Here is a 25,737-nt window from a genome sequence, read left to right as displayed (position 1 = left end):
CATATATTAAATATTAAAAATGATTTTAAAATCTTCCATCAATCAAATTAATAATAAGGTATACAACATTCCTGAAGTTATTGATGACAAATCAGGAATTGATGAATTTCTTCAAAAAAACAAAGGAAAAAAAGTTGTTGTTGTTCAGGGACTTGGTTTTGTTGGGGCAGTAATGTCATTAATAGTAGCCAATGCTCTAACCGAAGAGTATGCTGTTATTGGTATTGATTTAGCCTCTGAGCAGTCTTATTGGAAAATCTGTGCAATAAACGAAGGCGTTTTCCCAATTATTTCATCTGACAATAAAATCAAAGAATTTTTTGACAAATCTCAGAAAAAGGAGAATTTGTACGCAACTTATGACCCCTACGCATACACAAAAGCGGATGTGGTTATCGTTGATATAAATTTAGATGTTCAAAAGGAAACGGATGAATTTGATAATAGCCTAAAAGGTTATGAAGTAAATTTGAATGCATTTAAAAGTGGAATTCATGCAATTGCCAAATCCTGCAAATCTGATGTGCTGGTGCTGGTTGAAACAACAGTGCCTCCTGGTACGTGTTTGAATATTGTTAAGCCAATATTTGATGAAGAACTGAACAAGAGAGGACTTGATTTAAATTATAAGCTGGGTCATTCTTATGAAAGGGTAATGCCGGGACCAAACTATATCGATTCTATTCAGAATTTCTATAGAGTTTATTCTGGTATAGATGATAAAAGCGCTTTGGCAACGGAAGAATTTCTCCGTACAATTATCAGTACCGATAACTACCCCCTTACGCGACTGAATTCTACAACTGCAACAGAAATGGCTAAGGTGATGGAGAATTCATTCAGGGCGATGAATATTGCATTTATTCAGGAATGGACTGAGTTTGCCGAAGATTCCAAAGTGAACCTGCAAGAGGTGATAAAAGCAATTAAGATGAGGCCTACTCATAATAATATGATGTTCCCTGGTTTAGGTGTTGGCGGATACTGCCTAACCAAAGATCCTTTATTGGCAAGTTGGTCATCTAAAAATATATTTAATATTCAAGGGTTGCCACAAAGTGAGACTGCTGTTCGCATTAATGATTTAATGCCAAACCACTCTTTTAGAAAGCTGTCCTCATTGTTTGATCAGAATCTTAAAGGCAAACAGATCTTATTATTAGGACTTTCCTATTTGAGTAATGTTGGGGATACAAGATATAGTCCTGTTGAAGTTCTTTACAACCGTCTTCAGGCCGAAGAAGCTGTCTTGTTTATTCATGATCCTTATATCACTTTCTGGGAAGAGAAAAAAGTACAGGTTGAGACTGACCTTCTTAAATTGATGGATAAGGATTATGATGCAATCGTATTTTGTACCGGACACAGTATTTACTCAAATAATAAAGATTTGGATAATTGGCTTGCTGGCTTGGATAATAAGGTTATATACGATAGCAATCTGATCCTATCTGAAAGTCAAATTAAACTCTATAGTAAAAATAACAAATTGAAAATCGTTGGAAGAGGCGATCTTTAGTAAATTAAGATATATGAAAAAAGTACTATTAATCGGAGGAGCCGGATTTATTGGCTTCAATATCACAAAGTTCCTTGCTGAAAACAGAAATTATGAAATCACAGTTGCTGATAATTTCTTTAGAGGTAAGATGGATGTACTGTTAACGGACTTGGTTGATAAATATAAAATAAGAGTAGTTAACGCGGATTTCACAAACCCAGCCTCATTTGATCAGCTAGATAAAGATTATGATCAGGTATATATGCTGGCTGCAGTAGTTGGTGTAAAGTATACTGAAGAAATACCAAATGAGCTGATTCGTATAAATGCTTTTCTTGCATTAAATACTTTGGAGTGGTTAAAAACAGCTCAATGTAAGAAAGTAGTGTTTACGTCAACAAGTGAGTGCTATGCGGGTACTATAGAGGCTTTTGATTATCAGGTCCCTACTCCCGAGTCTGTACCATTATGTATTGACGATATTACTCATCCCCGTTTTACTTATGCAGTTACAAAAATGCTGGGAGAGTCGGGTTTTATGAATTATTCGAAGGTTTTTGGATTTGAATGTACAATCGTTCGTTATCATAATGTATACGGACCAAGGATGGGCTTTAAACACGTTATTCCGCAGGTTACTCAGAGATTCCTGAAGAATGAAGATCCATTTAAGATCTATGGTTATGACCAGACCCGGTCGTTTAACTATATCGATGATGCCGTAAATGGGACTGTATTGGCCATGGAAACTCCAGGCGTGAGCGGTGAAATTTTCCATATTGGAGATATGACTGATGAACTTAAAATTGAAGAACTGATCAAGTATATCGGTGAATTGATGGACTATAAAGGAACTTATGAGTATGAGTCTGCGCCATCAGGTTCAGTATCGAGAAGATGTCCGGATATTTCTAAAGCTCAGAAAATGTTAGGATATGATCCTAAGACTTCCTGGAAAGTTGGTGTTAAAAACACTATAGAATGGTATGTAAACTATATTAATACTGGTGGAGATGTCTTCGAATAATTTTATCCCTCTGAGTATCCCTAACCTAAGTGGTAAGGAATTACAATACGTAACTGAAGCTCTGACCGACGGTTGGGTTTCTTCTGTCGGTCCACATGTGGACAAATTTGAGAAAGAATTTGCTGCTTATAATGGATCATCATATGCAATAGCTTGTATGAATGGCACTGCAGCAATACATGTTTCACTGATTATTTGCGGTGTTAAGCCTAATGATGAGGTTTTGGCACCAAATCTTACCTTTGTTGCACCATTGAATGCAATTAGTTATTGTGGAGCTTTTCCTGTGTTATTAGACTCTGATTGGTCTACTTTTGGAATCGATGTTGATAAACTTGAAAGCTTTCTGAAAAATGAAACCTTTGAAAAGGATGGATTTACTTATAACAAGACTAGTAAAAGGAGAATTAAAGCTATAATACCAATGCATTCATTGGGTTATTCTGTAGAAATGGATCCTCTGATGTTGCTATGTGAAAAATATAACATTGATGTTATTGAGGACGCAACTGAAAGCCTGGGTACTGAATACAAAGGGAAAAAAACCGGAAATTCCGGGAAGCTTGGTTGCTTTAGTTTTAATGGTAATAAAATCATGACTACTGGAGGGGGTGGGATGATCGTTACTAATAATCCTGAGTATGCAAAGCTGGCAAAGCACCTGACAACTACTGCTAAAACTGATCCCATTGAGTATGATCATGATAGTGTAGGGTATAACTATAGGTTGGTGAATGTGCTTGCAGCCATCGGCTTAGGGCAATTGGAGCAAATGGATGATTTTGTCAGGATTAAAAGGGCGAATCTATTAAAGTATAAATCTAAAATTGATGTTTTGGATGGGTTATCTATTCACACAGAGCCTAAAAACACAATCTCTAATTATTGGATGTACTCTTTAGTTCTTGAGAAAGGATATAAACATAGTGTAAGACAATTAGTTGATATTTTCTCAGAAAATAAAATCCAGACAAGACCAATATGGAAACTGATGAATAGTCTCCCTATGTATGCCTCTTGTCAATCCTATCATTGTGATATTTCTCTTGAAATTTATAATCAGGTTTTATCTATTCCATGCTCAACGAGCTTAACTGATGCGGATATTGATAGAGTCGTAAACGTTTTAAAATCTTTATAATGAATCAGGTTTTAATCATCGCGGAAGCAGGAGTAAATCATAATGGTTCTCTGGATACTGCAAAAAAGCTAATTGAAGTGGCGGCGGCATCAAAGGTAGATTATGTGAAGTTTCAGACTTTTAAAACAAGTAAATTGGTAACCAAGGCAGCGGTAAAAGCCGATTACCAGCAAGCGAATACCAAAACTGATGATTCACAATTTGAAATGCTTCAGAAACTTGAGTTATCAGAGCAGGATCATTATGCATTGATCGAACATTGCAAAGTTCATAATGTGAAATTTTTGTCAACCGCATTTGATTTGGATAGTCTAGACTTCTTAAATAAACTGGGAATGGATTTGTTTAAAATCCCTTCAGGTGAGATCACAAATCTGCCGTATTTAAAAGCTATAGGCAGATTAAAGAAGAAAGTTATTGTCTCCACCGGTATGTGTTTTATGGAGGAGATTGAGGAGGCAATTGGAGTGCTTGTTAAAGAAGGAACACCAAAGGAAGATATTACCGTTTTACATTGCAATACGGAATACCCAACTCCATATGAAGATGTTAATATTCTTGCAATGAATGCGATATCCAGAAAATTGGGTGTGTCAGTAGGTTACTCTGATCATACTCAGGGAATCGAGGTTCCAATTGCTGCCGTAGCTTTAGGTGCAACGGTAATTGAGAAACATTTTACGCTGGATCATCAGATGGAGGGCCCCGATCATTTAGCCTCTCTGGAGCCAGATGACCTTAGAAATATGGTTAGTTGCATCAGAAATATAGAGAAGTCACTTGGATCAGAGGAGAAGAAACCAAGTAATTCTGAAGTTAAGAATATTGCAATCGCACGTAAAAGTATTCACTTATCAAAGAATTTAGATGCCGGCCATATTCTGACTCAGGATGATCTTATCATGAAAAGACCAGGAGATGGCATCTCCCCTATGCGTATGGATGACATAATTGGTAAAAAGCTCCAAAATGCTTTTCCTGAAGATTATAAACTCGATCTTAACGATTTAGTATGAGAATAGCATTGATTAGTTGCGGTAGGTCTGATTATAGCATCTATTATCCATTAATGAAGGCTATTCAGGCTGAAGAAATGTTTGAATTAAACATCATTGCTTTTGGCACTCATGTTTCAAATTTTTATGGACATACCATCGACGAATTTTATAAAGATGGTTTTGAAGTAAATTACAAACTTGAATCATTGGTCCTGGGGGACAGTCAGGAGGCCATTGCAACATCTATGGGCTTGACTACCATGAAATTCGCAGCGATATGGGCAAAAGAAAAGTATGACCTTGTGATGGTGTTGGGCGATCGGTTTGAGATGTTTGCTGCAATCTCTGCAGTTGTTCCTTTTAACATTCCTGTTGCACATCTTCATGGAGGTGAAACTACTCTGGGAGCAATTGATGATCGTTTCAGGCATGCGATCACAGCGATGTCGACATATCATTTTACTTCAACCGAAGGACATCGGCAACGGGTTATTGCAATTACTAATGATGATCTGCATGTTTATAATGTAGGGGCTCTGGCATTGGATAATATTAGGCAAATGGAGCTGTTTGGTAAAGATGCATTTCTTGAAAAATATCAGATTGATTTAAATAAACCTACCTATTTATCTACGTATCATCCGGAAACGGTTTCATTGGATAAAAATATAGCATACATTGAGACACTTTTTGAAGTTTTTAAATCGTGCAGTGATAAGCAGATTGTAATTACTATGCCTAATGCTGACACAATGGGAAGTCAGATTAGAAAAAGAATCCTTGAATTAAGTGCTGACTGTACTAACGTAATACCAGTAGAGAATTTGGGTATAAAAGGATATTATTCCTGCATGAAATATTCAGAACTTTTAATTGGAAATACTTCCAGCGGAATTATAGAGGCTGCTTCATTTGGTAAATATGTTATTAACTTAGGTGACCGTCAAAAAGGACGGGAAGCTGGTGATAATGTATTCCATACTGAGGTAAAATATGAGACGATAATGGATGTGCTGGAGACTATTTCCAAGCTGCCCTTAAGGAACAGTTATAATGTCTATGGAACAGGTGAGACTACAGGTAAGATCATTAGCATCTTAAAAGAATTGAACTAATAATGGAAAAAGAGATTGTTTTAATGGGGTATTCTGGTCATGCATATGTGATCGCTGATATTCTAACAGAATGTGGTACGCCCGCCAAATTCTATTGTGATGGCAATGAAAAACAAGATAACCCTTTTGATCTGATTTTTTTAGGGCCTGAAAGAGCAGCCTTGGAATCACTTAGGAATAAAGCTTGCTTTGTTGCAATTGGTGAAAATAAAATCAGAAGGAAAATCATAGAGTTTCTCATTAGTGAGAACATCGAAATCGTTAACGCTATTCACCCTTTAGCTTATCTGTCTAAGAAATCTGTTATTGGGAAAGGAGTAATGTTGAGTGTCGGAGCCAAAATTAACGCATGCGCTCAGCTTGGAACTGGAGTAATCTGTAATACCGGATCTGTTGTTGAACATGAGTGTCAAATAGGTGATTATGTTCATATTGCACCTGGAGTGGTAATTTGCGGTAATGTGTCTATTGGTGAAAATAGTTTCATCGGGGCTAATACCGTTATAAGGCAAGGAGTAAAGATTGGTTCCAACGTAACCATTGGAGCAGGTTCAGTTGTACTTAATGATGTGGAAGACAGTTTGACGGTTGTGGGTAATCCAATTAGAATTATTTAACAGTTATGAGTGATAAAAATATAGGTAGCTATATCATCAGTAAGGAAGCGTCAGCCCGGGAAGCATTGGCTTATATTGAAGGTCTTAGCAAGGTTGATGCAGTTCTTTTTGTTATTGAGACTGACAGCAAGTTGGTTGGGTCATTAACTGACGGAGATATTCGGAGAGGGCTTTTAAACGGATTGGAAATTTCTCAGCCAATTCATTTGTTTATGAATCCAAATTTCAAATATTTAAAGCAAACGAAAAACAATATAGAGGAGATCAAAGCGTATAAAAAAGCTGAAATAAATTTGATTCCTTTGATTGATGAAGATTTTAGGCTGTTAGAAATACTTGATCTAAAGCACATTAAGACTGTGCTTCCATTGGCTGCTTTAATTATGGCTGGGGGGAAAGGAGAACGTTTAAAACCGCTAACCACAAATACCCCAAAGCCTATGCTAAAAGTAGGAGATAAACCAATTATTGAGCACAATATTGATCGTCTGATTTCATTCGGAATCAAAGATATTTATATTAGTGTAAAGTATCTGAAAGATCAGATTATCGATTATTTTGGAGACGGAAGTTCTAAAGGAGTTAATATTAGGTATATTGAGGAAACAGATGCGCTGGGAACTTTAGGAGCTTTGGCTTTAATTAATGAAATAGAATATGAAGATATACTCGTTCTGAATTCCGATATTCTCACAAATATAGATTACGAAGATTTTTATAACTATTATAAACAGCATGAAGCCACTATGGCTTTGGCCAGTATTCCTTATCATGTGAATATTCCGTATGCTGTATTAGAAACGAATGAACATAAGGTATCGGCATTTACTGAGAAGCCTAGCTATATCTACTATTCGAATGGCGGGATTTACATTCTTAAATTTAGTTTGAAGACCTGGTTTGAAAAAGGAACTTTTTTTAACGCCACGGATTTAATGGATAAGATTATCTCAGATAAAACATATTGTTTAGCCCATTACCCCTTGTTAAGTTACTGGCTTGACATTGGAAAACATCAGGATTACACAAAAGCGCAGGAAGACATTAAACATATTAATTTTTAAGGTTATTATGAAGACTTTATATATAATTCCTGCCAGGGGAGGGTCTAAAGGAATACCAAAGAAGAATATCAAACTCTTAGCCGGAAAACCATTAATTCAATACAGCATTGATCGTGTTCGGGAAGTTGCTGATGAATCTAATATCTGTGTATCCACAGATAGTGATGAAATTATTGAGGTAGTGAATAATTATAACCTGGAAGTGCCTTTTAAAAGACCTGAGTATCTTTCTGATGACAAGTCGGGAACATATGAAGTCTTATTACATGCATTAGATTTTTATAAACAAAAGAATGTATTCTATGATACGGTTATGATTGTACAACCTACATCTCCATTCCGTCTTCGCAATCATTTCTTAGAAGTATTGGATTTGTATCATGAAAATCTGGACATGGTAGTTTCTGTTGGTAAATCACATCAAAATCCATATTTTACTTTATTCGAAGAAAATAAAGATGGACTCCTGGAAAAATCAAAGGATGGGGATTATAAAACAAGACAAGAATGCCCTCCTGTTTATTTTTATAATGGATCTCTATATTTGATTAATGTGAACTCTTTGTATCAGAGTCCAATACATCAATTTAAACGGGTAAGGAAATACCTTATGGAAGAAAAGTACTCAGTGGATATTGACACCCCTTTGGATTGGTCTATTTGCGAAACCATGATTAGTCAAGGTTATATAAATTTTTAATATAAGCTATTAATAAAGCCGTTTTACCCATTTGGGAGAGGTTTCATAAGACATTGAAATGAAAACAATAAGAATTATACCCCGGTTGGATATTAAGGGGCCCAACCTTGTAAAAGGCATTCATATGGAAGGTCTGAGAGTTTTAGGAAAACCTGCGGATTTTGCTAAATATTATTATGAGAATGGTGCTGATGAACTGATGTTCATGGATGTGGTGGCTTCTTTGTATGAAAGAAATAGTTTGCATGATATTATTTCTGAAACTGCCAAAAGTATATTTATTCCAATCACTGTTGGCGGTGGTCTCAGATCTATCTCCGACATTAAAGAAGTACTTAGAGCAGGTGCGGATAAGGTTTGCTTAAATACAGCTGTTATTAATAATCCTGAGCTGATCAGGGAGGCTTCAAGGATGTTTGGTTCATCCACTATTGTTGTTGCTATTGAAGCCATTAAAGAAAGCAATGGTCAATACCTGGCTTATACTGATAATGGAAGAGAGCATACCGGCGTAGATGTTTTTGAATGGGCTCAAAAAGTCAATGATCTTGGAGCCGGAGAACTGGTAATTACCTCCGTGGATAGAGAAGGAACTGGAGAAGGATTTGATCTTGATCTTGTTTCGAGAATTAGTGCTTTGGTAACTATCCCGGTAATTGCTCATGGGGGAGCTGGGAATAAAAACCATGTCTCAGAAGTGATTACAAAAGCTGGTGCAGATGCCGTTGCAATATCCTCTTTATTACACTACCACTTTATTAAAGAAAACTCTTCATCTGTTCATAGTAATGAGGGAAATTCTGAATTTTTAAAACAAAAAAGAAGTTATCACACTTTTCAGGATTGTAAGATTGCGGAGGTGAAACAATGTTTAATTGACAATGGAATAGAATGCAGGATATGATAAATAATAATTTAAAAAAAGTAACCATTATAGATTATCACTTAGGCAATTTGTTTAGTGTAAAGCAGGCTTGTGATACTGTTGGGATCAACGCGATAATTAGTTCAAAAGCAGAAGATATAGACAATGCTGATGCTTTGATCTTACCTGGAGTAGGTGCATTCATTGAGGCTATGGATAATTTGGCAGATCTGAACCTTATTGAAACGATAAAGAAAGCTGCTGCAGAAAAAAAACCGATATTTGGAATCTGCCTTGGCCTCCAGCTGCTGTTCACTAAAAGTGAGGAATTTGGCACAGGAGAGGGGCTGAATCTCGTTCCTGGAACTATTAGGAAGTTTCCTGCGGATCTTGATGGTAGAAAGGTAAAAGTTCCGCAAATCGCCTGGAATTCAATTTATGAATTTGAAAAGAAATGGAGCGATACACCATTAATGGATGTAGTGAATAACGAATTTATGTACTTTGTTCATTCCTACTATGTAGACCCATCAAATGATATGGATATCTTAACAAAAACAAACTATGATGGGATAGAATATTGTTCAGCTATCAGTAAAGATAATATCTTTGCAACTCAGTTCCATCCAGAGAAAAGTACACTTAAAGGATTATCAATATATAAAAATTGGGCCACCCTAAATAATTTAATATAATGGAGGATAAAAAACAATTGGAAGCTTACTATGGTCTTCCGCAAGAAGTTAAGTTCTGTAAGAAATGTGTGATGTCTAATCAGCGTCCTGCATCAACAATAGAATTTAAGCATACTAAAGATAGTAAAAAAACGACCATGAACTTTGATGAGCATGGGGTTTGTGATGCTTGTAGAACTGCTGAAGCAAAAGAAAGAATCGATTGGCATAAAAGAGAAGAAGAACTACTTCAGCTATTGGATAAGCATAGAAGTAAGGACGGAAGTTATGATTGTCTTGTACCCGGAAGTGGTGGAAAAGACAGTGCTTATCAGGCCCATGTCTTAAAATACAAGTACGGAATGAACCCGTTGACATGTACCTGGCCTCCGATCTTGTATACAGATTATGGCTATAAGAATTTTCACAACTGGCTGGACTCCGGTTTCGATAACATCTCTTTCAATCGAAATGGTAAGGTAATGAAATTATTGACCAAGCTATCTATCGAAAATTTATATCACCCATTTCAGACCTTCATCCTTGGTCAGAAAAATTTGGCACCAAAAATTGCTGCACGTTACGGTATTCCATTGATTTTTTATGGAGAAAACGAAGCTGAGTATGGCAATCCAATTGCCGATAACGCAACATCTTTACGAGACAAATCATATTATAGTTATAAAAATCTGGATGAAATTTTTCTTGGAGGGGTTTCTATTCGTGAACTCAGAGAAAAATATAATGTTCCGTTGAATGATTTATTATCTTTTCTTCCGGCGGATGCCACTGAATTGGAGAAATCTAATGTAGAAATTCATTACTTGGGCTATTACCTTAAATGGACTCCTCAGGAAGTATATTATTATGCAGTGGAAAATACAGGATTTAAGGCACGTCCTTTTAGAACTCAAGGGACTTACAGTAAGTATAATAGTATCGATGACAAAATTGATGATCTACACTACTTCACTACTTATACTAAATTCGGAATAGGTAGAGCTACTTATGATGCTGCCCAGGAAATCAGAAACAGTCATATTACAAGAGAAGAAGGGGTTGCATTAGTCAAACGATTCGATGGAGAGTTTCCTGATCGCTATTTTAATGAAATCATGGAATATCTTGACATTGATCCTGATTACTTCCGTAATGAATTGGCTGACAGATTTCGCTCCCCTCACCTATGGGGTAAGGATGAAAAAGGCGATTGGAAATTAAGACATAATGTAGCTGGTACTGGCATTGAGGACTAGACTAACATGAGAATACCTGTTTATATACTGAGGAATTATCTCTTTATTGCGATAGGTATTCTCTTTTTTATTGTAGCATCATTTTTTTTTAAGCTGAATTTGTTTGGAGAGGATCTGTATGAAGATGGTTTCTTTTCTCAGATTAATTTTATATCAAACGCTGATTCTGGAATGGAAGGATTAGGGTATATTCACTATGCTCGATTTGTATCAGTTTATGCCTTTTTCATGATCTGGTTATTAAAGTTGCCAAACTTTTATAATGCAGTTTTATTGTCTGCGATTTTAATTCCAATACTTTTTTTTAATGCTAAGCAGAAGAAATTCAATCCTTTGCAACTGCTTATCTTGTTTCTGCCCTTCTTTTTCTCGATTCGTGTCAGCTTAGGAGCTTGTTCATTTGGCTATTTATATGTTTACTTATTTAGTGAACGTAAAAATTTGATTCTTCTAATCATATCATTGCTTTTCTCAATGTTAAGTTCAGGGACATTTATTTGTTATTTTCTCATTCTCTTTTTTTACAGGAAATCATTCTCAAAAAATAACCCTATTTTATTTAAAAGTCTTGTTGTAATTTTGTCTGTTAGTATTATTGTTGCTGTTCAGAATAAATATCAGGGAGTTTCAGAGGGAGCAAGTGGCTATTCTGATGAAGGAGAATCTTATACAGGACTTAGTTCAATATGGGGTTTATTGATACGAGGGACTTTGATTGAAAGCCTTAAAAAAGCCCAATATGCTCGAGCAGTTGCATATTCGGCTTTATATTTAATTGGAGTATTTCTAGTTGTGATGATAGCCAGCAAAAGAAAAATAAAAAAAGAATATTTAGGTTTTTTTATTCCTATGCTTATAATGTTTTGGTTTGAAGGGATGGGATTTATCTCTTATCAATATTGTTTATTATTATTTCCTTTATATAACATCACTATTACAAATGCAACCTTTGAAAATAGACTTGTCTAGGGCTGTAAAGACTTAAAATATCTAAAATGCAAAAACAAAAGAAGAAGGTATTATTCGTAGGTTACGGAGGGGGACATATTACTATTTTGGATAAGATTGCTGAGAGTCTTATTAATGAAGATGAATTGGATGTGTTAATACTACCGCTAAATGGTGCAATTCCATTCATCAAAAAAAAATACGATGAAGCTGTTTTTTGCCCACTCAGTAAGTTTGCCTCAATTTTTGATAAAGACATTGATAAGATTTTAGGGTATGGATCTAGTCTGTTAACTGAAAATTATAATCCAAATATTGGTTTATCCAAATTTGAATCCATGTTTTATCTTGGGCTTTCTTATTATGATCTTGTCCTGCAGACGGATGAAGAAACTGCAGCCGAGATTTATAGTAAACGAAAACGTCAGGCTTTTTATCCATACAATGTATTAACCACTATCTTTAGTCAAATAAAACCAGATTTGGTGATTACCACCACATCTCCCCGATTTGAATCAGCTGCCTTAAAGGCGGCAAAAGGCCTTGGCATACAAAGTCTTCAGATCCTGGATCTGTTCGGTGATGACTATCCTGTACCATCTGCAGATCATATCGTTGTCATGAATCAATCGGTATCGGAAAAACTCAGATCAAGAGGTAATATTGAATCTAAATTCTATCCATATGGACAACCTATTCTGGATGAAACGATAGAAACCATTAACTCACTGGATATTGAACGCTTAAAAAGAAATCGAGGTTTATCCGGAAAAAAAATCTTACTTTTTGGGCCGACGAGAAACTATGTCTTTAACGAAGATCTTTCCATTAAGGCAGAGCTGGATGGAACAGAAATGAATAATTCAATTTTTGCGATTCTGGATGAAGTTGCTGAGAAATTTGGAATTCAGATTATTTTGCGTCCTCATCCATCTGACCATGCAGATAATTATATAAAGTTTATTGCTGATAAACCTCATTATCGTGTTTGCCCTGACTTAAGCATTTATGAGGCGATTGCTATATCGGATTATGTGCTCTCATATAGCTCTACAATTGTTGTACAATCTGTTGTGTCTAATAAGAAGTCTTTTACTTTTAATCAAAATCCAGACGAATTATATCACTGGCCTGAACTTAGTAAAGATCCCTTTATTTATTCTTCCGATCTTGATGAGTTAAGGAACAATCTAATGGAAAATATGGAGAATAGAAAGATGGTTGAGCTAACGAGTTTTTTTGAAAAAGGCGCTGTCAACAAAATAAAAATTTTGATTAAAAAACTGACTAAATAATAGTGGAGCGTATAAAAAAACTACTGCTTAACACAAGTATTATATATTCTATAGGAATATTATTAGGGCGGGTAAGTGGATATATAAGGGAAATTGTAATAGCAAGTACACATCATATTTCAGCCACTTCTGATAAAATTATATTGCTTTTAACCATTCCGGATTTTATAAATAATTTGTTATCTGTTACAACGGTTGGCGCTATCATTCTTCCGCTTATTGTTCAGTTTGAAGACGAAGTTGAGGCCGTTATTTATTATTCTATTAGAAGGATACTGCTCCTGACCTCTATTTTCCTTGTTATACTGATTATTGTATTGGGTTCTATTTATCAGTTAGATACCTTTTTGCTAATCACTATTTCATTACTTTCTGTAATTCCAAATGCAATTACAGCAGTTTTTGTTCCCTACTTAAATCACAAAGACAAATTTCTTATACCATCATTAGGAACGCTTATTTTTAATGGTGTGATCATACTTTTTTTATTGTTATCAAAGCAGTTGTATGTGCTGGCCTGTGGAGTAATTGTCGCCTCAATCGTTCGGTTAGGATCGATTGTTTTTAATAGTAAGTTTGAGGGCTTAAAACTAAGCAAAATCAAAGAGGTTAAAACGGGAGCCTCTTTTTCATATAAAATGTTATTACTTTCAATTGTAAGTAACGGAATACTTTTTATTAATCCATTGATTGATAAAGTATTTGCTTCCAGGTTTTCCGGTGGTTCTCTTTCTATCCTTTCATATTCGGAAAAAATTTATTTACTCCCTGTATCTGTGTATCTCACTTCAATGGCGGTTACATCATTTCCTACCTTTGTAAGGTTATATACTACACACAAGATAAAGGAGTTCATCCGTAAGTTTAAAGAAATACTGGGAATAACATCTGCTCTTGGGCTTTTTACTGCCTTAATATTTATCATTTTTAATGACCTAATTGTACATGTATTTTATGGTATTGCAGGACTTAATGAGTCTAATATGAGAGAGATTAGTAAGGTTACAATGGGGTACGTTCCTATGCTTGTAATGTCAGGTGCAAATGCTATTGTTATAAATTCATTATATGCTATAAAAAACTTTAAGGCGGTACTTTATTTGTCTATTTTATTGGTGTTAATGAAGCTCGTATTTAATTCTATTATTTTAATTAATGAAATGGATGTTGTTTATATTCCATATAGTACATCGCTGATAGGAGTTATTCAATTGTTGGTTGGATTAGTAATGTTATACCTAAGTTTAAAGGGAGAAAAAGAGAAATGGAATTCTTGATTATAGAAAACAAGCCGGAAAGAGCCAGAATATTTGATGAGATGGGAGTCGATCGCATATTCCTAGATTTGGAGATTATAGGAAAGACCGAAAGACAAGGACATTTAGATACAGTCATTAGTCTACATCATCAGATCCAAGATATTGATCCTATCAGAAAGGAACTCAAGCGAAGTAAGCTTCTGGTTAGGTGTAATCCCATCCATGAGCACTCATTTTCAGAGATTAATGAAATTATTGATAGAGGAGCAGATATAATTATGCTACCTTTCTTCAAATCTCATTTTGAAGTGGAACGTTTTTTGGCAATAGTAGACGGAAGAGTTGGTACAACTTTGCTTTTAGAAACACCTGAAGCGTTTTGCCGAGTTGACAATATTCTTGCACTTAAAGGAATAGATGAGATTCATATTGGTTTAAATGATCTTCACCTAGGAATGGGTTTGAGTTTTATGTTTGAATTAATATCCACTGGTATTGTTGATTATCTTGTAAAAAAAATAAAAGATAAAGGACTGAAATTTGGAATAGGAGGAATTGCAAATCTGGAAGGAGGACTTATAGCGGGTAAATCTATACTTTCAGAACATGTAAGGTTAGGCTCTTCAATGGCAATTCTTTCCAGATCAATGACGAATTCATTTAATAATAACCTAGATGGAATTGGTGAAGAAGTTAAGAGACTGAGAGCTTTTGAAACCTTTCTTTTAAAACAATCTGAAGACTATTTTATAGAAGCTCATACTGATTTTGTTAATGCCGTAAATAATATCGTTGAAAAAAAAATAAAAATTCAAGGCTTTGCTTTTAATTAGTCCCCTTGTTCGATACAACCTGATAAAATGTAAGGAAAATTATTCTTAGATATAATAAGGTAGACTTATTTTTAACATATTCTAGGTCGGCATTAATTCTATTCTCAAAGGTGATGTTGCTTCTGCCACTTACTTGGGCTAAACCAGTGATCCCAGGTCTGACCTGGTGCCTCTGTTTCCATTGCTCAGGTTTGTAATCGACTTCCTGAACTGGGGTGTCTGGTCTAGGTCCTACAATGCTCATATCTCCATATAGAACGTTCAGGATTTGAGGAAGCTCATCAAGACTGGTCTTCCGGATGAACTTTCCGATTTTGGTAATTCGGCTATCATTTGTTCCCGTTGTCTGAAAATTTTCACGAAGCTTTTGCTTTTCCTCAGTACTTAAGTTTTCTGATACCTCTCCGGTAAATCTGGAAGTGCTATGGGTCATCGATCTGAACTTATATATTCTAAAAATTTTGAGATTTCTACCTACCCTTACTTGCCTGAAGAAAATGGGCCCCTTCGAGTCAATAATAATCAATACTGCAACGATAATCAAAAGAGGAGAAAGAAGGATAAGCGCAAAAAAAGCTATTAATTTGTCAAAAAATAAAATCATTCAAAAAGGCTAAAACTATATGTATAGTATCATAAACTTGTATATTCGCAAATATATATAAAAAATATGTGCGGAATAGCAGGATTAATTTGCAAGAACGGATTTGATTCATCAGTGATAAATAGCTTTGTGAAAACAATTCAACATCGCGGACCTGATGATCACGGGTTTTATAAAGTAGAAAACGCTTTTATCTTAAACACAAGACTCTCTATTATTGATATTGAAAGCGGGCATCAACCATTCATTTCGGATGATGAAAATATAGTTCTTGTTCAGAATGGGGAAATATATAATTACATAGAGCTGAAGCAAGAGCTGATTGATCTGGGGTATGCTTTCAAAAGTAGTTCTGATACCGAGGTTTTGCTGGTCGCTTATCAGGCATATGGAGCCAACTTTGTTAATAAGCTAAATGGTATGTTTGCGATTGCCATAATTGATAAAATTAAAAACAAACTTTCTTTATATAGAGACCGGCTTGGTGTAAAGCCTCTTTATATCTATCAGAAGGACGATACTGTCCTTTTCTCATCGGAGATCAAGACTTTTACGAAGTACCCTGGTTTCGATAATACAATTAATGATCAGGCAATTCATAATTTTTTGGTTTACAATTATGTTCCTATTCCCCAGACTATTTTTAAATACGTCAGTCATATTCAACCAGGATATTTTTATGAAATTGACCTTGGGAACTATTCAATAGCCAAGACGCAGTATTGGAAGCTTGAAAATTCAAAAGAAGATCTCGTTTGTTCCGACGAGGAATATTTAAAAGATATAGATGAATTGTTGCTTGATGCGACTAAAATAAGATTGAGGAGTGATGTGCCGGTTGGTGCCTTTTTAAGTGGTGGATTGGATTCCAGTTTGATTTGTGCATATATGCATAAAATTACAGGTAAACCTTTCAACACTTACACTATCGGATTTAAAGAGAAGGAATTTGATGAATCAGAGTACGCAAAATACATCACAAATAAATACGGACTGAATTATCACGAAAAGATTCTTGAGGCAGATATAGTTGAACTATGGGCAAAAACAACTTGGTATAATGATCAACCTCATGGCGATATCTCTTTTATTCCGACTTTTATCGTTTCTGAATTTGCAGCTAAGGATCATAAATTGGTCTTGACTGGTGATGGAGGAGATGAGCTATTTGCAGGATATACGAAGTATCTGTCTCTAGAGAAATATGATGTGTCCTCTAAGGCATTTTTTGATTCGATTTCGCTTTTTAGAGAGGGCGGTTTTATCAACTCTCTTTATACGAGTGAATTCAAAGAAAAAATTAATCTCGAAGGAGCTTTTAATCTTTTTTCTAATGTTATATCTAAATCATCAAATAAAGATAACATAAATCAAGCTTTATATTTTGATACAGTCCAGTTGTTACCTGGTAATAATTTGGTGAAACCAGATAAAATGGCCATGGCTAATTCATTGGAGACAAGAAGTCCTTTCTTAGACTATCGTTTCTTTGAAATGATGATGCGTGTACCTGGAAACATGAAATTGAAAAATAATGACACGAAGTACATCTTGAAAAAACTGGCTTTGAATCATTTTTCAGAAGATCATGTTTATAGAAAAAAGCAAATGTTTACAGTGCCTGTGGGAGAATGGTTCAAAACAAAACTAAGTAGTTATTTGATTGAAACGCTATCTGATGAACGATTTGTCTCCAGAAAAATATTTAATCAGGATTTGATTATTCAGATGGTTAATGAACATATTTCGGGAGAAAAAAATTACACCAGAGAATTGAGGGCTATAGTGAATTTGGAAATCTGGTTCAGACAGTTTATAGATTAAATTGATGAGATAGATATATAACTGAACAATCCGANNTCGGATTGTTCAGTTATATAAGATTTGACTTAGTCGTTCATCTACTTTGAGTTGATTAATAAGAGCTGGCTGAATTAAGTGTTTTTATATGATCATCCAATAGTTTTAGATCAGTTGCTTTAAAAAGCTCCTGAAGTTGAGTTAAGCTGGTTGCACTTACAATCGCTGTTGTAACGCTCGGGTTTGACAATAGCCATGAAATGGCTATTGTGGAAGGCTTTGAGTTTAGCTCAGCTGCTATGTGATCAAGTGCCTTTAATATATTGTGTCCACGCTCATTTAAATATTTTTGAACCCTTTTACCACGTTCACTTTTTTTGAGATCGGATTCATTTCTGTATTTCCCAGTCAGAAATCCAGATGCAAGTGAAAAGTAGGTGATAACACCAATTTTGTTTTTGATGCAGTCCTGTTCAAACTCAGTCTCATAGCGCTGTCTGTCATATAGATTATACTCCGGTTGAAGGGTATCGTAAGTTGGCAAATTGTTCTCCATGGACACTTTTAAGGATAGAAGAAACCTTTGAGGAGAAATATTTGAGGCTCCTACATACCTAATTTTCCCCTCCTTAATGAGTTGTTGATATGCTTCTAATGTCTCTTCTATTGGTGTAGTGGCATCATCGTAGTGAGATTGGTATAAATCTATGTAATCTGTTCTTAAGCGGCTTAATGAGGCCTCGGCCGCTTTGATAATGTATTGTTTTGATAGTCCACGGTTGTTGATGTCTATGATGCCTCCAACCTTTGTCGCTATCACTATAGAATCTCTGTTTCCGCGTTTTTTTTGCCAGTTGCCTATTATTTTTTCAGATTCTCCTCCAGTATTACCTGCTTTCCACGTGGAATATACATCTGCTGTATCAATAAAATTTCCACCAAGATCTTCAAGGTAGTCCAGCATCTTAAAAGATGTTTCTTCATCTATTGTCCATCCTAATACATTTCCTCCAAATGCTATTTTGCTGACAATCAGCTCCGTATTTCCAAGCTTACTTCTCATAATTGAATAGATCAAATTTTAATATAATTGAGACTCTAAGGTAGCGTATCCAAATATATTATCAATTAATTCTGACCTTTTAATCAATCGAAGACGAAATCCGAAACAGAATTTGATTTGCTCCTTAATTTCTTAATGTGTCATTTGGGCATCATTATTGCTTGTTTGTATGTAGGATTTAATAATGCTTTTTTGTCTTAAATAATTGAATAGGGAATTCTTGACAGAACAGCGCTAAAATTTTAATGGTCATATTTTGGTTTAATTATTGTTAAATTTGACGAACGTTTTTTAATATAAACCTATGTTTACTAAACTTGAAATTGTTTCACGATGGATTATTTTTACAATTGATATATGTTTAAGCCTATTTGCCCTATTATTTGCAGTCATATTACAGCATAATTTTATAATTGACAGGATAAATTTTATATCTTTTTACAAATCCGTATTATTGGTCATCGCAGTTAATTCATTGGTGTTTTATAGTGTGAAGACTTTTGCAGGTATAGTTAGATATACTTCTGCTCAGGATTCATTTAGAATACTTTTTTCTGTAATCCTGAGCTCATTGGTTCTTTTCTTTACGAATGCTATAATTATTGTTGTTTCTGGGGTGCCAGTAATCAGTAATGTTGCAATTGTAATTTATACTCTATTTAGCTTTCTGTTGCTGATCACTTACCGAGTAATAGTAAAGTATTTTTTTATGTACTTAAAGAATGCTAAATTAGACAAGATAAGAGTTATTATCTACGCTGCCGGTGAAGCTGGAGTGGCAACTAAAAGAACATTTGATCATGATGCCAAGGTAAATAAAACGATTATTGCATTTGTTGATGATGATTTACGCAAAGTCGGTAAAACGATTGATGGTGTTAGAATTCTTGATGCCAGCCAGCTTGAGCATCTTATATTAAAGCATGAAGTTGATGAAATTATCTTTGCGTCATTCTCTATCCCTCCTGATCGTAAAAATCAGATTGTTGATATTTGTCTGGAAAACGATGTTAAGATCCTGAATATTCCTTCACCTGAAGTATGGGCAAAAGGGCCGGTTACTACGGCACAAATTCAGAACTTAAACATTGAAGATCTTTTGAATAGAAAGACTATTCAAATTGATATTGATGGTATCCAAACCCAACTTAAAGATAAACGGATTCTTATTACAGGGGCAGCCGGATCAATTGGGAGCGAAGTAGTTAGGCAACTTCTTAAATTTGAAACTGGATTAATCATTCTTTGTGATCAGAGTGAAACTGCTTTGCATAATATTTATCTGGAGTTGGAAGAAGCCCATGCCAATACTAATTTTCATGCATTTATAGGCGATGTAAAGGACGAGAAAAGAATGGAATTTCTTTTTGAAACATATAAGCCTCACTACGTTTATCATGCAGCAGCATATAAACACGTCCCTTTGATGGAGGATAATCCAACTGAAGCCATTAAAACGAATGTTTTTGGAACTAAAACTATCGCGGATAAAGCAGTTAAACATGGTGTTCAAAAGTTTGTGATGATCTCTACGGATAAAGCTGTAAATCCAACTAATGTTATGGGAACTTCTAAGCGAATTGCAGAGATTTATGTGCAGTCTTTAAACAATTCCCTACACGATAGGCATCATATTTTTAGTAACGGATTAAGTTACATAAATGAGTTAGACGTGAAACCAATTACCAAATTTATCACTACTCGTTTTGGAAACGTTCTGGGTTCAAATGGATCCGTTATTCCGAGATTTAAACAACAGATAGAAAAAGGAGGACCGGTAACCGTTACACACCCTGAAATTACAAGATACTTTATGACAATTCCGGAAGCCTGCCGGTTGGTGTTAGAAGCCGGGTGTATGGGTAAAGGAGGAGAAATTTTTGTTTTTGATATGGGTAAATCTGTCAAAATTGTAGAATTGGCGAAAAAAATGATCAGACTTGCAGGTTTGATTCCCAATGAGGATATAAAAATCTCTTATTCTGGCCTTCGCCCAGGGGAAAAATTGTTTGAAGAGCTCCTTAATGATCATGAAAATACAATGCCTACCCATCATGAAAAAATAATGATTGGAAAAGTGAGGGAATATGATTTCAATAATGTACAGGATCAATTATCCATCTTATTTAAGTACGCAAGTTCAGATCATATCACTAAAGTTGTGCAGCAGATGAAGATTATTGTGCCTGAGTTTAAAAGTAAAAATTCAGTCTTTGAGGAGTTAGATTTTGCTCATGAAAAAGATATTCCTAATAAGTCCCATAGTTAATCCTCTTTATGAATTTTAAAATACGAAGCTCTTTTTCTTTAGGAATCTTAGTGTCATTATGTTTTGGTCTAAAGGGTCAAACGCCAAATATAAATGTTCCCTATTCCTTCCAATTCTATCAGAAACTAAATAAGTCTGTATATGACAGGAATACACGATTTCATTCTTCTATCAAAGGATACTATGAGGATGATTCTCTATTGAAAAATCGTTTTGATAGTCTGATGAAGGCAGGAACCGATTCATTGAATCATCGTTCATGGGTGAGAAGAAAAATAACGGAAGAGCATTTGTTAAATTTTGATGGGGACGATTTTAAAGTCTATGCCGACTTTTTGCCTGATTTTCAAATAGGTCGGGAATTCAGTGAAAAAAAGCAAACCTGGCTAAATACGAGAGGATTTCAGATTGGTGGAAAAGTTGGAGATAAGTTTTCTTTTTATACAAATGGGTTTGAGAACCAAGCTGTTTTTGCTAATTATATTACAGAGTTTGTAGATACTAGGAAGGTCGTTCCTAGCCAGATGAATGGAAAGCTCGGTAATCGTATTAAAGATTGGGCTTATGTTACTGCATTATTGTCTTTTACTCCAAATAAACATTTAAACTTTGCATTGGGGTATGATAAGAATTTCATTGGTGATGGATATCGCTCAATGTTGCTGTCGGATGTTGCTGCAAACTACTCATTCTTTAGAGTAAGGGCTAGCTTAGGCCAAGTGACTTATCAGACTATATTCGGCTATATGCTTGATCCAGGAGCCCCTAAATTGACTAATGACAAGAGATTGGGAGATAGAGGTAAATGGGCCGCAATTCATTATGTGGATTGGAATGCAACTAATCGCTTCTCTATTGGTTTTTTTCAGGCAATTACTTGGGCGGATGCAGAAGTTGAAGGAAAAAGAGGATTTGATTTTAATTATATCCATCCTTTTGTCTTTCTTCGTCCAATTGAAGGGTCGAATACGTCCTCTCCTGATAAAATGAGATTAGGCATAAACACAAAATATGAAGTGCTGGATAAAACTACAATTTACGGCCAGTTTATGATTGACGAATTTACTGCTAAGGAGTTTTTTGGAAATAAGGGATATTGGGCAAATAAATGGGCGTTGCAAATAGGATTAAGAGGATCTGATTTGTTCAAAGTCGAAGGGCTAAATTATTTGGCAGAATTTAATACAGCGAGGCCATACACCTATTCTCATTTTGATCGGATGTCAAATTATGCTGCAATGAATCAACCTTTAGCTCATCCTTTGGGTGCTAACTTTAGAGAGATCTTGGGAATGATGAATTATTCTTATAAAAGATTTGATTTCCAAGGGCAGTTGATGTATGCAAGATATGGTTTAGACCCAGAAGGGTTTAATTATGGAAAAGATATTTTTAAACCTTATGGAACAAGGGTTAGCGATTATGGGAATAGCATCGGACAAGGCATCAAGACAAATCTGTATTTTGCCGAAGGACGCGTTTCTTATCTGCTGAATCCAAAGTATAATCTTCGGATCGAGTTAGGAGGGGTATATAGAAAAGAAAGTAATACGATATCTAAAAGTACTGGATTGGTAACTTTTGGATTACGTAGTACCTTTAGAAATTTATATCAGGATTTTTAATTCCAGTCATTGTATAATTAAGAAAAATTAGGATTAGGATTCGAAAGATTGACCTTTTTAATTTTCTGCCATTTTGGAAAGTAGTTTAACTGCTTGGTAAAATAACACAAGATAAATCGACTGACCGATTGGAAATAGCAAATTTATATTTCCTTTGGGCGTTGCAAATCACTGGTTTTAAGTCAATAGTGATTAGTACTCCTCTCATAAATCGCCCATTGTTAGATATTCCGAGAAATATTTCTGGGGATTCCTTTATCGCATTATTTTTCGCAAGCACATAAATATGGTATTCAGGGCTCGTTTTTCATGAATATCGTAGAAGGTTCTTGTATTGTTCTTTAGAAAATATTGTTATCAATAAAAATGCGATTATCAGGAAGAATTTTAATATGCCAAGTTGTAACCGTTGCAGAGCTCAATCAGAAAAACAGTAGAGACAGTTCGATTATTGGGTATAAAATGTAGATGTTTTTAACCTGTGAATTTTTGGTTCAACAAAATTTGGAACAAGATTATAACGCTGTATAGTCGGAATGGTTGTTGTTGTGGTATTTGAAAGAACAATAATTTATCTCCGTTATGAAAGGTACAGCACTTCAACCAAAATATAATCGCGTCAAGGCAATTGGTTATTCCCAATGCGATTCTTTCTAATGAACTCAACGAGGCTCTTTGCCAAAGCGTGAGACTTCATCTCCAAATACATATCATCCTTTATCTAAAAGAATCTGAAAACTCTTCTAGAGTTCATTTTCAAAGAGACTATTTAAGGTTTTTAAATTTTTATAAGGAATTACCATATGGTTCATAGATGTAGTCCTTTGGATCAAATGCTGTGGAAGCTAAAACCAATAAAATAGCATCAGATGAAAAATCATGCATAATGTGCCAATCCTGTGGTTCTAAAATTAAGCACTTTTCCGGTGAGTCGAGATCGAATAATTCTACTTTTGCATTGTCATTGTTTGTTATTTTACAGGATCCCTGGATACATATCGCTGCTTGGTGGGTATTGTGATGTCTGTGACCTCCACGGTCTGAGTCATCAACAGCATAAATATAAAATAATCGCTTGATTTCGAAATTAACAACACGGTCAAGAACAGTTAGGATCCCTCTGGAATCTTTAAAGGTTTTAAGATTTATTATATGGGCCATAAATATAGTTCTTCTAAACTAGGAATATATGTGAGAATAAACTGTGGAGAGAGAAAATAAAGAGCCTTCTATCGGGATCGAACCAATGACCTACTGATTACAAGTCAGTTGCTCTACCAGCTGAGCTAAGAAGGCTTTTATTATGTCATCAAATGCGATAAATATCGCCTGATGCTCTGGTGAGGCCACAAAAGTAGAAAAATATTGTTTTCCGGCAAATTATTTTTTAAAATAATTTAACCTTTCCCAAAGGTCGTATACGCTCCCTTGGCTTTTAACTTTTTTAATCGTGGTCCTTTATGTCTGGAGGTATAAAAACGGAGTGCTTCTTCGAGTATGACAGGTTGGGGGGTAATCTTGTATAGCGCTATAAAATCCCTGTAAATTTCTACAGCTAGTTTTGGCGAATCAAAATACGGAGTATTGATCATTAACAGCAATAGGGCTTTTACCCTTTCAGTATCAATCATAAATTTCACTGCGTTTTTGGGAATCTTTGATTCATCCAGCAGGTATAGCTTTTTCAGTTCGCCATATAAGCCTATTTTTTCAATCAGGAGCTGTTGTTTTCCTTTAGCAATGAAATGAGTCACCTTAACAGTAATCTCATCCTCAGTGAGCGCTTTGGCAGGTAACAGCCTCCATAAAGGTTGGTCATAGAAAATATGGCGTATGAAGTTGATCTGATCGAGGTCATATACTGGTATACTTCGTTGCGGTAGGGTATAAGTTCCTGTTTCAGGATCTTTAAATACAGTTCGGGAAGTGATCTTTAATGTTGGATTTTCTATCTCTTTCAGATGCAGCGGAACCTCATCCATGAGAAAAGCCATATCTGCAATCCAAAACCCCAGGGCAACTCTTCGTCTCCAGACGTTATAAATGATCTCCAGATCTATGGCGTAAATATTGTAGATGAGTACAGTCTGCATATTTCGCTTAAATTTCCTTAAATATGCGGACTATTTCGTGAATAGTAAAATCCAGCTAGAACTGAAGGGTTTTATTCTTGAGAAGGATGTTCTTCAGTTTCGTTTTTTTTGTAATGGTAGGTGTCCGGTTCCCCGGTTTTATGTCTGAGGAGAATTCCTTCATCAGAAAGTAGGTTTAGCCGGTGACTAAGTGATTTACGGATGAAGCTTTTTCCAAATAACCGGATACAGTTGGCTTCAATTTCATCCAGATTTACCAGCCTTCTATCGAAGAAACCCGCTGTAATCAAAGTGAGAATAGCATTCTTAGGCCCAATTTCTTTTACGCTCGGATTGATGATTTTAAGTGTTTTTTTTCTGGAAAGAATTGGTTTTTCGGGAACAAGGTCATGGAGGTTTAGCAGGGTTTTATTTTTTCCTTTGCCAGGCTTTTTCCCCGACAGATGAGATGTATCCGTTTGATTAATGGCTTTGACGATTTTATTCAGATGTCCCAACGTATACTTAGCCGTTAGCCGTGGATTTTCCGCATTTGAAATATAACCTTCGGCGATTCCCGCTTTATTTTCAAGCGTCCGATGGGAAATCTCTTGTTTTTCGCGGGCTTCTTTGACTTTATTGATCGTCTCTAAATCAGCAGCTTTTACCTTTGAAGGTTGCCACTTTTTATCTTTTTTGGCCATTGCGCAAGAAATAGCCTTTGCAAAGACTATTGTCAGTTGAGATATTGGTGTAATCGAAAAAAAGAAGCCGTACTGATGCTGTAAACCAATCTTTTAAAGGGTGCTACCTAATAGAAAAATTAACGATTGGTGAATTATTGAAAATTACAATAACAAGGTACATAAACTAATATGTAATTTTTTTTTATATTATAGCTAATAGCCTTTGGTTGAGTATTTTGACAACTGAGTTGGGAATAAGTAGTCTTGAATCGTAATTAGAGGCCGATTTGAAATTGTGTTTTGAATGTACTTTTTTTCTTACAAA

23 protein-coding genes and 1 tRNA gene are annotated in these 25,737 nt (G+C 35.2%); 18 read left to right on the top strand and 6 right to left on the bottom strand.

What is annotated here, in order from left to right; all coding sequences use genetic code 11:
- Positions 1 to 19 precede the first annotated feature (19 nt).
- The 15 genes from DBR43_RS23805 to DBR43_RS23735 are packed head-to-tail and all read left to right on the top strand — an operon-like array spanning position 20 to position 15,293.
- Positions 20 to 1,519 carry a nucleotide sugar dehydrogenase gene (locus DBR43_RS23805; RefSeq protein ID WP_124585531.1) on the top strand — a complete coding sequence of 500 codons (1,500 nt, stop codon included), beginning with the start codon at positions 20 to 22 and terminating at the stop codon, positions 1,517 to 1,519.
- Between the two features lie 13 nt (positions 1,520 to 1,532).
- Entirely contained in the window at positions 1,533 to 2,528 is a 996-nt protein-coding gene (locus DBR43_RS23800; protein ID WP_124585529.1) for an NAD-dependent epimerase/dehydratase family protein, read from the top strand.
- Entirely contained in the window at positions 2,515 to 3,669 is a 1,155-nt protein-coding gene (locus DBR43_RS23795; protein ID WP_124585527.1) for a LegC family aminotransferase, read from the top strand. Before DBR43_RS23800 ends, DBR43_RS23795 begins: the two co-directional genes overlap by 14 nt.
- Positions 3,669 to 4,685, top strand: a complete 1,017-nt coding sequence (gene neuB / locus DBR43_RS23790) for an N-acetylneuraminate synthase (RefSeq protein WP_124585525.1) — start codon at positions 3,669 to 3,671, stop codon at positions 4,683 to 4,685. Before DBR43_RS23795 ends, neuB begins: the two co-directional genes overlap by 1 nt.
- Positions 4,682 to 5,782, top strand: a complete 1,101-nt coding sequence (gene neuC, locus DBR43_RS23785) for a UDP-N-acetylglucosamine 2-epimerase (RefSeq protein ID WP_124585523.1) — start codon at positions 4,682 to 4,684, stop codon at positions 5,780 to 5,782. Before neuB ends, neuC begins: the two co-directional genes overlap by 4 nt.
- A gap of 2 nt (positions 5,783 to 5,784) precedes the next feature.
- Positions 5,785 to 6,399: an acetyltransferase gene (locus tag DBR43_RS23780; protein WP_124585521.1), complete on the top strand. Its 615-nt coding sequence runs from the start codon at positions 5,785 to 5,787 to the stop codon at positions 6,397 to 6,399.
- A 5-nt stretch (positions 6,400 to 6,404) separates the two neighbouring features.
- Entirely contained in the window at positions 6,405 to 7,463 is a 1,059-nt protein-coding gene (locus tag DBR43_RS23775) for a nucleotidyltransferase family protein (RefSeq protein WP_124585518.1), read from the top strand.
- Positions 7,464 to 7,470: 7 nt separating this feature from the next.
- Positions 7,471 to 8,163 (top strand): cytidylyltransferase domain-containing protein, encoded by a 693-nt coding sequence (locus tag DBR43_RS23770; protein ID WP_124585517.1) that lies wholly within the window; start codon positions 7,471 to 7,473, stop codon positions 8,161 to 8,163.
- Positions 8,164 to 8,221: 58 nt separating this feature from the next.
- A complete protein-coding gene (gene hisF / locus DBR43_RS23765) occupies positions 8,222 to 9,067 on the top strand; it encodes an imidazole glycerol phosphate synthase subunit HisF (RefSeq protein ID WP_073239010.1) in 846 nt (281 codons plus the stop codon).
- A complete protein-coding gene (gene hisH, locus DBR43_RS23760) occupies positions 9,064 to 9,723 on the top strand; it encodes an imidazole glycerol phosphate synthase subunit HisH (protein WP_124585515.1) in 660 nt (219 codons plus the stop codon). The genes hisF and hisH overlap by 4 nt, the downstream gene beginning before the upstream one ends.
- Positions 9,723 to 10,958, top strand: a complete 1,236-nt coding sequence (locus DBR43_RS23755; RefSeq protein WP_073239012.1) for an N-acetyl sugar amidotransferase — start codon at positions 9,723 to 9,725, stop codon at positions 10,956 to 10,958. Before hisH ends, DBR43_RS23755 begins: the two co-directional genes overlap by 1 nt.
- A 6-nt stretch (positions 10,959 to 10,964) precedes the next feature.
- Positions 10,965 to 11,927 (top strand): hypothetical protein, encoded by a 963-nt coding sequence (locus DBR43_RS23750; RefSeq protein ID WP_124585513.1) that lies wholly within the window; start codon positions 10,965 to 10,967, stop codon positions 11,925 to 11,927.
- A gap of 26 nt (positions 11,928 to 11,953) precedes the next feature.
- Positions 11,954 to 13,201: a hypothetical protein gene (locus DBR43_RS23745; RefSeq protein ID WP_124585511.1), complete on the top strand. Its 1,248-nt coding sequence runs from the start codon at positions 11,954 to 11,956 to the stop codon at positions 13,199 to 13,201.
- Between the two features lie 2 nt (positions 13,202 to 13,203).
- Complete coding sequence (locus DBR43_RS23740; RefSeq protein WP_158622585.1) at positions 13,204 to 14,478, top strand: lipid II flippase MurJ; 1,275 nt, start codon at positions 13,204 to 13,206, stop codon at positions 14,476 to 14,478.
- Positions 14,466 to 15,293, top strand: a complete 828-nt coding sequence (locus DBR43_RS23735) for an aldolase/citrate lyase family protein (protein WP_124585507.1) — start codon at positions 14,466 to 14,468, stop codon at positions 15,291 to 15,293. Before DBR43_RS23740 ends, DBR43_RS23735 begins: the two co-directional genes overlap by 13 nt.
- On the opposite strand, the gene DBR43_RS23730 is transcribed toward DBR43_RS23735, so the two are convergent.
- Entirely contained in the window at positions 15,286 to 15,897 is a 612-nt protein-coding gene (locus DBR43_RS23730) for a sugar transferase (RefSeq protein ID WP_124585505.1), read from the bottom strand. The two genes, DBR43_RS23735 and DBR43_RS23730, sit on opposite strands and share 8 nt — an antisense overlap.
- Before the next feature lie 66 nt (positions 15,898 to 15,963).
- Here DBR43_RS23730 and asnB point away from each other — a divergent pair, with 66 nt between their 5' ends.
- On the top strand, positions 15,964 to 17,721 hold the full coding sequence (gene asnB / locus DBR43_RS23725) for an asparagine synthase (glutamine-hydrolyzing) (protein WP_124585503.1): 1,758 nt from the start codon (positions 15,964 to 15,966) through the stop codon (positions 17,719 to 17,721).
- A 91-nt stretch (positions 17,722 to 17,812) separates the two neighbouring features.
- Here the strand turns inward: asnB and DBR43_RS23720 are convergent, their stop codons facing one another.
- Positions 17,813 to 18,760 (bottom strand): aldo/keto reductase, encoded by a 948-nt coding sequence (locus tag DBR43_RS23720; protein ID WP_317126006.1) that lies wholly within the window; start codon positions 18,758 to 18,760, stop codon positions 17,813 to 17,815.
- A gap of 304 nt (positions 18,761 to 19,064) precedes the next feature.
- Between DBR43_RS23720 and DBR43_RS23715 the strand changes: the two genes are divergently transcribed.
- Both DBR43_RS23715 and DBR43_RS23710 read left to right on the top strand, forming a co-directional pair.
- Complete coding sequence (locus tag DBR43_RS23715; protein WP_124585501.1) at positions 19,065 to 21,029, top strand: polysaccharide biosynthesis protein; 1,965 nt, start codon at positions 19,065 to 19,067, stop codon at positions 21,027 to 21,029.
- A gap of 8 nt (positions 21,030 to 21,037) precedes the next feature.
- A complete protein-coding gene (locus DBR43_RS23710) occupies positions 21,038 to 22,654 on the top strand; it encodes a gliding motility protein RemB (RefSeq protein ID WP_233603179.1) in 1,617 nt (538 codons plus the stop codon).
- A 786-nt stretch (positions 22,655 to 23,440) separates the two neighbouring features.
- Here the strand turns inward: DBR43_RS23710 and DBR43_RS23705 are convergent.
- The 4 genes from DBR43_RS23705 to DBR43_RS23690 form a co-directional block, all read right to left on the bottom strand.
- Positions 23,441 to 23,815: a sugar 3,4-ketoisomerase gene (locus DBR43_RS23705; protein WP_124585499.1), complete on the bottom strand. Its 375-nt coding sequence runs from the start codon at positions 23,813 to 23,815 to the stop codon at positions 23,441 to 23,443.
- Between the two features lie 62 nt (positions 23,816 to 23,877).
- Positions 23,878 to 23,950: transfer RNA gene (locus DBR43_RS23700), tRNA-Thr, on the bottom strand.
- A gap of 101 nt (positions 23,951 to 24,051) precedes the next feature.
- Positions 24,052 to 24,747, bottom strand: coding sequence for a hypothetical protein (locus DBR43_RS23695; RefSeq protein WP_124585497.1), 696 nt, complete (start codon positions 24,745 to 24,747; stop codon positions 24,052 to 24,054).
- 71 nt (positions 24,748 to 24,818) lie between these two features.
- Positions 24,819 to 25,430, bottom strand: coding sequence for a helix-turn-helix transcriptional regulator (locus tag DBR43_RS23690; protein ID WP_124585494.1), 612 nt, complete (start codon positions 25,428 to 25,430; stop codon positions 24,819 to 24,821).
- Between the last annotated feature and the right edge of the window lie 307 nt (positions 25,431 to 25,737).

The sequence above is a fragment of the Pedobacter sp. KBW06 genome, from assembly GCF_003852525.1.
GTDB lineage: Bacteria > Bacteroidota > Bacteroidia > Sphingobacteriales > Sphingobacteriaceae > Pedobacter.
Note: the sequence above shows the minus strand (reverse complement) of the source record. Positions and strands in the feature narration are given on the sequence as shown.

Coding starts and splice junctions, on each gene's coding strand:
- neuC (WP_124585523.1), top strand. CDS start 4,682: ATGAGAATAGCATTGATTAGTTGCGGTAGGTCTGATTATAGCATCTAT.
- DBR43_RS23710 (WP_233603179.1), top strand. CDS start 21,038: ATGAATTTTAAAATACGAAGCTCTTTTTCTTTAGGAATCTTAGTGTCA.
- hisH (WP_124585515.1), top strand. CDS start 9,064: ATGATAAATAATAATTTAAAAAAAGTAACCATTATAGATTATCACTTA.
- DBR43_RS23770 (WP_124585517.1), top strand. CDS start 7,471: ATGAAGACTTTATATATAATTCCTGCCAGGGGAGGGTCTAAAGGAATA.
- DBR43_RS23750 (WP_124585513.1), top strand. CDS start 10,965: ATGAGAATACCTGTTTATATACTGAGGAATTATCTCTTTATTGCGATA.
- DBR43_RS23805 (WP_124585531.1), top strand. CDS start 20: ATGATTTTAAAATCTTCCATCAATCAAATTAATAATAAGGTATACAAC.
- neuB (WP_124585525.1), top strand. CDS start 3,669: ATGAATCAGGTTTTAATCATCGCGGAAGCAGGAGTAAATCATAATGGT.
- DBR43_RS23705 (WP_124585499.1), bottom strand. CDS start 23,815: ATGGCCCATATAATAAATCTTAAAACCTTTAAAGATTCCAGAGGGATC.
- DBR43_RS23800 (WP_124585529.1), top strand. CDS start 1,533: ATGAAAAAAGTACTATTAATCGGAGGAGCCGGATTTATTGGCTTCAAT.
- DBR43_RS23795 (WP_124585527.1), top strand. CDS start 2,515: ATGTCTTCGAATAATTTTATCCCTCTGAGTATCCCTAACCTAAGTGGT.
- DBR43_RS23780 (WP_124585521.1), top strand. CDS start 5,785: ATGGAAAAAGAGATTGTTTTAATGGGGTATTCTGGTCATGCATATGTG.
- asnB (WP_124585503.1), top strand. CDS start 15,964: ATGTGCGGAATAGCAGGATTAATTTGCAAGAACGGATTTGATTCATCA.
- DBR43_RS23735 (WP_124585507.1), top strand. CDS start 14,466: ATGGAATTCTTGATTATAGAAAACAAGCCGGAAAGAGCCAGAATATTT.
- hisF (WP_073239010.1), top strand. CDS start 8,222: ATGAAAACAATAAGAATTATACCCCGGTTGGATATTAAGGGGCCCAAC.
- DBR43_RS23755 (WP_073239012.1), top strand. CDS start 9,723: ATGGAGGATAAAAAACAATTGGAAGCTTACTATGGTCTTCCGCAAGAA.
- DBR43_RS23730 (WP_124585505.1), bottom strand. CDS start 15,897: ATGATTTTATTTTTTGACAAATTAATAGCTTTTTTTGCGCTTATCCTT.
- DBR43_RS23720 (WP_317126006.1), bottom strand. CDS start 18,760: ATGAGAAGTAAGCTTGGAAATACGGAGCTGATTGTCAGCAAAATAGCA.
- DBR43_RS23745 (WP_124585511.1), top strand. CDS start 11,954: ATGCAAAAACAAAAGAAGAAGGTATTATTCGTAGGTTACGGAGGGGGA.
- DBR43_RS23695 (WP_124585497.1), bottom strand. CDS start 24,747: ATGCAGACTGTACTCATCTACAATATTTACGCCATAGATCTGGAGATC.
- DBR43_RS23715 (WP_124585501.1), top strand. CDS start 19,065: ATGTTTACTAAACTTGAAATTGTTTCACGATGGATTATTTTTACAATT.
- DBR43_RS23775 (WP_124585518.1), top strand. CDS start 6,405: ATGAGTGATAAAAATATAGGTAGCTATATCATCAGTAAGGAAGCGTCA.
- DBR43_RS23690 (WP_124585494.1), bottom strand. CDS start 25,430: ATGGCCAAAAAAGATAAAAAGTGGCAACCTTCAAAGGTAAAAGCTGCT.